At 52.3% G+C, this 2,760-nt stretch carries 2 rRNA genes (1 of these 2 running past the window's edge); both read left to right on the forward strand.

What is annotated here, in order from left to right:
• Nucleotides 1-2,499, forward strand: a 23S ribosomal RNA gene (locus tag IB256_RS30410) (it extends 393 nt beyond the left edge of the window).
• 134 nt (nucleotides 2,500-2,633) lie between these two features.
• Nucleotides 2,634-2,749, forward strand: a 5S ribosomal RNA gene (gene rrf / locus IB256_RS30415).
• Nucleotides 2,750-2,760 lie beyond the last annotated feature (11 nt).

The following is a 2,760-nucleotide window of genomic DNA, read 5'->3' on the forward strand; positions in this document are numbered from 1 at the left end:
TATGGGGGGACCATCCTCCAAGGCTAAATACTACTGACTGACCGATAGTGAACCAGTACCGTGAGGGAAAGGCGAAAAGAACCCCGGAGAGGGGAGTGAAATAGAACCTGAAACCGTATGCGTACAAGCAGTGGGAGCCTACTTTGTTAGGTGACTGCGTACCTTTTGTATAATGGGTCAGCGACTTATATTCAGTGGCGAGCTTAACCGTATAGGGAAGGCGTAGCGAAAGCGAGTCTTAATAGGGCGTTTTAGTCGCTGGGTATAGACCCGAAACCGGGCGATCTATCCATGAGCAGGTTGAAGGTTAGGTAACACTGACTGGAGGACCGAACCCACTCCCGTTGAAAAGGTAGGGGATGACTTGTGGATCGGAGTGAAAGGCTAATCAAGCTCGGAGATAGCTGGTTCTCCTCGAAAGCTATTTAGGTAGCGCCTCACGTATCACTCCAGGGGGTAGAGCACTGTTTCGGCTAGGGGGTCATCCCGACTTACCAAACCGATGCAAACTCCGAATACCTGGAAGTGTCAGCGTGGGAGACACACGGCGGGTGCTAACGTCCGTCGTGAAAAGGGAAACAACCCAGACCGTCAGCTAAGGTCCCAAAGTTATGGTTAAGTGGTAAACGATGTGGGAAGGCTTAGACAGCTAGGAGGTTGGCTTAGAAGCAGCCACCCTTTAAAGAAAGCGTAATAGCTCACTAGTCGAGTCGGCCTGCGCGGAAGATGTAACGGGGCTCAAACCATACACCGAAGCTACGGGTGCATCGCAAGATGCGCGGTAGAGGAGCGTTCTGTAAGCCTGTGAAGGTGAGTTGAGAAGCTTGCTGGAGGTATCAGAAGTGCGAATGCTGACATGAGTAACGACAATGGGAGTGAAAAACTCCCACGCCGAAAGACCAAGGGTTCCTGCGCAACGTTAATCGACGCAGGGTTAGTCGGTCCCTAAGGCGAGGCTGAAGAGCGTAGTCGATGGGAAACAGGTTAATATTCCTGTACTTCTAGTTACTGCGATGGAGGGACGGAGAAGGCTAGGCCAGCTTGGCGTTGGTTGTCCAAGTTTAAGGTGGTAGGCAGAGATCTTAGGTAAATCCGGGGTCTTAATGCCGAGAGCTGATGACGAGTCATCTTTTAGATGATGAAGTGGTTGATGCCATGCTTCCAGGAAAAGCTTCTAAGCTTCAGGTAACTAGGAACCGTACCCCAAACCGACACAGGTGGTTGGGTAGAGAATACCAAGGCGCTTGAGAGAACTCGGGTGAAGGAACTAGGCAAAATGGCACCGTAACTTCGGGAGAAGGTGCGCCGGCGAGGGTTAAGGATTTACTCCGTAAGCCCATGCCGGTCGAAGATACCAGGCCGCTGCGACTGTTTATTAAAAACACAGCACTCTGCAAACACGAAAGTGGACGTATAGGGTGTGACGCCTGCCCGGTGCCGGAAGGTTAATTGATGGGGTTAGCGAAAGCGAAGCTCTTGATCGAAGCCCCGGTAAACGGCGGCCGTAACTATAACGGTCCTAAGGTAGCGAAATTCCTTGTCGGGTAAGTTCCGACCTGCACGAATGGCGTAACGATGGCGGCGCTGTCTCCACCCGAGACTCAGTGAAATTGAAATCGCTGTGAAGATGCAGTGTATCCGCGGCTAGACGGAAAGACCCCGTGAACCTTTACTGTAGCTTTGCACTGGACTTTGAGCCTGCTTGTGTAGGATAGGTGGGAGGCTTTGAAGCGTGGACGCCAGTCTGCGTGGAGCCATCCTTGAAATACCACCCTGGCATGCTTGAGGTTCTAACTCTGGTCCGTTATCCGGATCGAGGACAGTGTATGGTGGGCAGTTTGACTGGGGCGGTCTCCTCCTAAAGAGTAACGGAGGAGTACGAAGGTGCGCTCAGACCGGTCGGAAATCGGTCGTAGAGTATAAAGGCAAAAGCGCGCTTGACTGCGAGACAGACACGTCGAGCAGGTACGAAAGTAGGTCTTAGTGATCCGGTGGTTCTGTATGGAAGGGCCATCGCTCAACGGATAAAAGGTACTCCGGGGATAACAGGCTGATACCGCCCAAGAGTTCATATCGACGGCGGTGTTTGGCACCTCGATGTCGGCTCATCACATCCTGGGGCTGAAGCCGGTCCCAAGGGTATGGCTGTTCGCCATTTAAAGTGGTACGCGAGCTGGGTTTAGAACGTCGTGAGACAGTTCGGTCCCTATCTGCCGTGGACGTTTGAGATTTGAGAGGGGCTGCTCCTAGTACGAGAGGACCGGAGTGGACGAACCTCTGGTGTTCCGGTTGTCACGCCAGTGGCATTGCCGGGTAGCTATGTTCGGAATAGATAACCGCTGAAAGCATCTAAGCGGGAAACTAGCCTCAAGATGAGATCTCACTGGGAACTTGATTCCCCTAAAGGGCCGTCGAAGACTACGACGTTGATAGGTCGGGTGTGTAAGCGCTGTGAGGCGTTGAGCTAACCGATACTAATTGCCCGTGAGGCTTGACCATATAACACCCAAACAATTTGCGTGTTGTACGGTGAAGACGTAACGAACCGAAAGTTCGTGTGAACCGCAAATACCTGTCACATACCCGAATCTGGATGAACGTGTGCACTTGCCACGAGCGTCCATAAAGAATTGCTTGACGACCATAGAGCGTTGGAACCACCTGATCCCATCCCGAACTCAGTAGTGAAACGACGCATCGCCGATGGTAGTGTGGAGTTTCTCCATGTGAGAGTAGGTCATCGTCAAGCTCCTATCCCAA

Source organism: Pseudomonas sp. PDM17, from assembly GCF_014851985.1.
Classification (GTDB): Bacteria; Pseudomonadota; Gammaproteobacteria; order Pseudomonadales; family Pseudomonadaceae; genus Pseudomonas.